This is a genomic window from Streptomyces sp. NPDC057474 (assembly GCF_042802555.1).
Lineage (GTDB): Bacteria > Actinomycetota > Actinomycetes > Streptomycetales > Streptomycetaceae > Streptomyces.
Genome location: NZ_JBHVDX010000405.1, coordinates 1 through 4,554 on the forward strand (window position 1 = coordinate 1; position 4,554 = coordinate 4,554).

Below are 4,554 nucleotides of genomic sequence, written 5' to 3' on the forward strand. Positions count from 1 at the left end.
CTTTCAGGCCCCGCAGGGGCCTGGTTCTTTCAGGGGCGCGGGGAACTGCGCGAGAAGCCCCCCCCCCCCAAGGCGCTCCCACCCCGACCGCAGCACCAGAAAAATCCCTTTACCCCCGTGGGATACTGACGACATCCACCCGTACCCCGAGGAGAACGGCTCCCCCTGATGGCTTCGGTCACGTCCCTCACCGCCTCCGTCAACCAGCGCCTCGCATCAGCACTCACGGCCACCCTGCCGGAGGCCGACGCGGACCCGCTGCTGCGACGCAGCGACCGGGCTGACTACCAGGCGAACGGGATCCTCGCCCTCGCGAAGAAGGCGAAGGCGAACCCGAGGGAGCTGGCCACGCGGGTCGTCGCCCAGGTGGAGTCCGGCGAGGTGATCAAGGAGATCGAGGTCTCCGGCCCCGGCTTCCTGAACATCACGCTCACGGACAGGGCGATCACCGAGAACCTCGCGGCGCGGTACGCGGACGCGGACGCCCGCCTCGGTGTGCCCCTCGCGGAGCAGCCGGGCACGACGGTCATCGACTACGCCCAGCCGAACGTGGCGAAGGAGATGCACGTCGGCCACCTCCGCTCCGCCGTGATCGGCGACGCGGTCGTCCAGATCCTGGAGTTCACCGGCGAGAACGTGGTCCGCAGGCACCACATCGGCGACTGGGGCACCCAGTTCGGCATGCTCATCCAGTATCTGGACGAGCACCCGCACGAGCTGGACCACAAGGACGCCCAGGTGAGCGGCGAGGAGGCGATGTCGAACCTCGACCGCCTCTACAAGGCCGCCCGGAAGCTGTTCGACTCCGACGAGGAGTTCAAGACGCGGGCCCGCCGTCGGGTGGTCGACCTCCAGGCCGGCGACCCGCACACCCTCGCCACGTGGCAGAAGTTCGTCGACGAGTCGAAGATCTACTTCTTCTCCGTCTTCGAGAAGCTGGACATGGAGGTCCGGGACGCGGACATCGTCGGCGAGTCGGGCTACAACGACATGCTGGACGAGACGTGTCGCCTTCTGGAGGAGTCGGGGGTCGCGGTCCGCTCGGAGGGCGCCCTCTGTGTCTTCTTCGACGACGTCAAGGGCCCGGACGGCAACCCGGTCCCGCTGATCGTCAAGAAGTCGGACGGCGGCTACGGCTACGCGGCGACCGACCTCTCCGCGATCAGGGACCGCGTCTTCCACCTCAAGGCGAACGCGCTCCTGTACGTCGTCGACGCCCGCCAGTCCCTGCACTTCAAGATGGTCTTCGAGACCGCGCGCCGGGCGGGCTGGCTGAACGACGACGACGTCAATGCGTTCCAGCTCGCCTTCGGCACGGTCCTCGGCAAGGACGGCAAGCCGTTCAAGACCCGTGAGGGCGAGACGGTCCGCCTGGTCGACCTGCTCGACGAGGCGATCGACCGCGCCACGACCGTCGTCCGGGAGAAGGCCGAGAAGATGGGCCTGACCGAGGAGGAGATCGTCGAGAACGGCCGGTACGTCGGCGTCGGCGCGGTGAAGTACGCCGACCTGTCGACCTCCGCCGTACGGGACTACAAGTTCGACCTGGACCAGATGGTCTCGCTGAACGGCGACACCTCCGTCTACCTCCAGTACGCGTACGCCCGTATCCAGTCGATCCTCCGCAAGGCAGGCGGGACGGCGAGCCCGGCCGCCCACCCGGAGCTCGAACTGGCCCCGGCCGAGCGGGCGTTGGGGCTGCACCTGGACCAGTTCGGCGAGACCGTGGCCGAGGTGGCGGAGTCGTACGAGCCGCACAAGCTGGCCGCGTACCTCTTCAAGCTGGCGACCCTGCTGACCTCGTTCTACGACCAGTGCCCGGTCCTGAAGGCCGAGACCCCGGCCCAGGTGGAGAACCGCCTGTTCCTGGTCGACCTGACGGCCCGCACCCTGCACCGGGGGATGGCGCTGCTGGGCATCAGGACGCCCGAGAAGCTCTGAGGCCGCGAGGCCTCGACGTCGTCGCCGTGTCCCCCGGGTCCTGCCCGGGCGGTCCGGGAACTGGAGTCGCTGCGCACGGACCTGGAGCGGTTCCTGGGACCCGGCAATCCGCGGGTCCTCGACGTGCGGCTCAGTCTCGCCCGGGTGTTCGCCGAGGAAGACCGTTACGCGCAGGCCCTGGAGCTCTACGAGCCGTTGGTCGAGGACTGTGAGCGGCTGCACGGACCCGACCACCCCAGGACCCTCACGGTACGGCTGTGGGTGGACGCCGCTCACCGCGCGGCCGGGCGGTACGACCGGGCCGGCGAGGTGTTCGACGCCCTGATCGCCGACCACACCCGTGTCCAGGTCGCCGACCACTCCTCCGACGGACGAACCCCCCGCGAAGCTGTATGTGAAGCTGTACCGGTCCGGCTTGGAGGAACTGAGTGTCATCGCCTTTCTTCCCGGTGTGCCGACGCCCGAGGCCAAGTCCTGGCATCAGGCCAGACTGGAGGTGTCCGCGGGGGAGTTGGCGGATCGCGCGGAACGGCTACGGGCCATCTGGCGCGACCAGGTGGTGCGTCATCAGGGCACCGGCGCCGGGTACGGGCAGCGGGTGGGCGGTTACCCGCTGGCGGAATCCGTCGATCTGACCGAACTCCGCCCGCTGACCGATCCGTTGGTGGCGAAGCTGGCCGACGAGGGCTTCGATCTGCTCCGTGTGATGCTCGACGGTACGGGCTACGACCTCGGCCGCTTCCGTGATTTCCTGCTGGGCGCTCTCGCCGGGGAGCGGCCGCTGCGCATCAGCTTCGAGTCCGAGTGGCAGCTGCCGCTGCCCATGCTCGCCGTGGATCCCGCGGAGTGCGGCAGCGTCTGGGAGGCGTTCCTGGGGCACCGGCACCAGATCGAGCAGGCCGACCCCGGCTATCCCTGGGACCACGCCCCACTGGGCCGGCGTGAGCAGGCCACCACAAGCCTCAACAAGGACACGGCCCTTGATCACGTGGGCCGGGCGCACGAGGTGCACAAGCTCCTGGAGGAGCGCTCCCGGCTGATCGTCCGTACCCAGGGCAGCGACCTCCTGCAGGCCCTGTCGCATGCCGTGCTGTACGAGGACGTCATGTACTTCTGGTGCCACGGGCGGTTCGTGAACGCCGGTGCGTCGAGCCGGTTCCTGGCCGTACGGCTCTCCGACACCGAGGACCTCGACGGCCCCGTGGTCCAGCGCAAGCGGCGCTCCCACGTCCGTAGCCCGCTGGCCCGTTTCAAGCCCTTCGTGCTGCTGAACGCCTGCCATTCGGCGAAGGCGGCCGACCCGGGAAGACTCAAGCACCTCGCGCAGGAGCTGATCGCCCTGGGGGCGGACGGCGTCCTCGCGCCGCAGATCGAGATCCCGCAGGTCTTCGCGACCGAGTACGCGTACGCCTTCCTCGACCACTACCTGACCGGTCGGCACACGGCCGGCGAGATAGGCCAGTCGCTGGTACGGCGTTTCGCACGGGAGTTCCACAACCCGCTCGCCCTCGCCTACTCCCTGAACTGCGGTATCAACAGCCGTCTGGACCTGTCCTCGTGACCGCGCCACGGAAGCGGCCGGAGATCGCTCCCCCTGCCGAGGTCGACCTCGACGAGCAGGGGCGTCTGACGGGGCCGGGCGGCGGGCCACCGGTACCGGTCGGCCGTGTCGCCGAGCATCTGGCAGCGCGGCTGGCCCTTCCCGAGTGGGCCACCGACATCCACGTCTACGTGCACGGATGGCGGACCCCGCCCGTCCAGGCGACCCGGACGGCCGTACGACTGCTGGGGCAGGCGGTCGAGTTGTACAGGTCCGCCCCGGACCGCTATCCCGGTCTGAGGTCCGGGTACCGGCCCTGGTGTGTCGTGGTCCGCTGGCCGTCGTCCAGCCTGCCCCGGTACAAGGGGGGTTACCTCAAGATCAGGGACCGGGCCCATGCCATGAGCGCCGAGGGCCGGGGGCATGCCCCGTACGTCATCGGTCACTTGCTGGGCTACCTGGACACCGAACGGACCGACCCGTCGGGCCCGGCGGTCCTGGCGGGCCGCACCGGACAGTATCTGCACCTCATGGGTCACTCCTTCGGTGGCCGCTTCCTGTGCGAGGCGGTGCAACGGGCGGCCGAACAGCCGCCCGTGCTCGGCTGGAGCACGCCGTACGACCCGCGGCGCCCGTTCACCGTCGACAGCATGCTCATCTTCCAGATGGCGGCCCCGCGCGACGCCTTCGCGCGGTACTTCGACACGCTGTTCCCGACGGAGACCCACCCGGGCGCCCCGCTACGCGGCCCGATCGCCCTGACCCACTCCCGCTGGGACCGGGCCACCGGTTTCTGACACCTTCGCGCCGAGAAAGCACCCGGAATCGGCCACTCCGGTGTGGGCGCCGCCCCGGTCCCCCCGTCCAGCACCGAGCTGTTGCCCGTCAACGCCGTCTATCCGCAGCGGTCCCTGGACCACCGGCTGGTCAGCGTGGACGCCAACTGGCTCTACAGGGGCAGCCGCCGCACCCGCCTCCACCCGGCCGGCGCCCACTCCGACTTCCTCCGCCCGGAGTCCGCCCATCTCCTCCTGACCCTCGCGGAACGCTCCCGCTGACGCGCGGGGGCACCC

4 protein-coding genes and 1 pseudogene are annotated in these 4,554 nt (G+C 69.7%); all 5 read left to right on the forward strand.

The window, feature by feature from the left end; genetic code table 11:
* The first annotated feature begins 168 nt into the window (after positions 1–168).
* The 5 genes and pseudogenes from argS to ACFU53_RS46790 all read left to right on the forward strand — a co-directional run bounded on the left by argS (position 169) and on the right by ACFU53_RS46790 (position 4,539).
* Positions 169–1,941 carry an arginine--tRNA ligase gene (argS, locus tag ACFU53_RS46770; protein WP_384006391.1) on the forward strand — a complete coding sequence of 591 codons (1,773 nt, stop codon included), beginning with the start codon at positions 169–171 and terminating at the stop codon, positions 1,939–1,941.
* A 123-nt stretch (positions 1,942–2,064) separates the two neighbouring features.
* Positions 2,065–2,232 (forward strand): annotated as a pseudogene (locus tag ACFU53_RS46775) (tetratricopeptide repeat protein); the annotation flags it as partial.
* 124 nt (positions 2,233–2,356) lie between these two features.
* On the forward strand, positions 2,357–3,502 hold the full coding sequence (locus ACFU53_RS46780) for a CHAT domain-containing protein (RefSeq protein WP_384006393.1): 1,146 nt from the start codon (positions 2,357–2,359) through the stop codon (positions 3,500–3,502).
* On the forward strand, positions 3,499–4,278 hold the full coding sequence (locus ACFU53_RS46785; protein WP_384006395.1) for a hypothetical protein: 780 nt from the start codon (positions 3,499–3,501) through the stop codon (positions 4,276–4,278). The genes ACFU53_RS46780 and ACFU53_RS46785 overlap by 4 nt, the downstream gene beginning before the upstream one ends.
* A 42-nt stretch (positions 4,279–4,320) precedes the next feature.
* Positions 4,321–4,539 carry a hypothetical protein gene (locus ACFU53_RS46790; RefSeq protein WP_384006397.1) on the forward strand — a complete coding sequence of 73 codons (219 nt, stop codon included), beginning with the start codon at positions 4,321–4,323 and terminating at the stop codon, positions 4,537–4,539.
* Positions 4,540–4,554: the final 15 nt, after the last annotated feature.

What these genes read in the sequence shown, in the direction of transcription:
- argS (WP_384006391.1), top strand. Translation starts at nt 169, where the DNA reads ATGGCTTCGGTCACGTCCCTCACCGCCTCCGTCAACCAGCGCCTCGCA.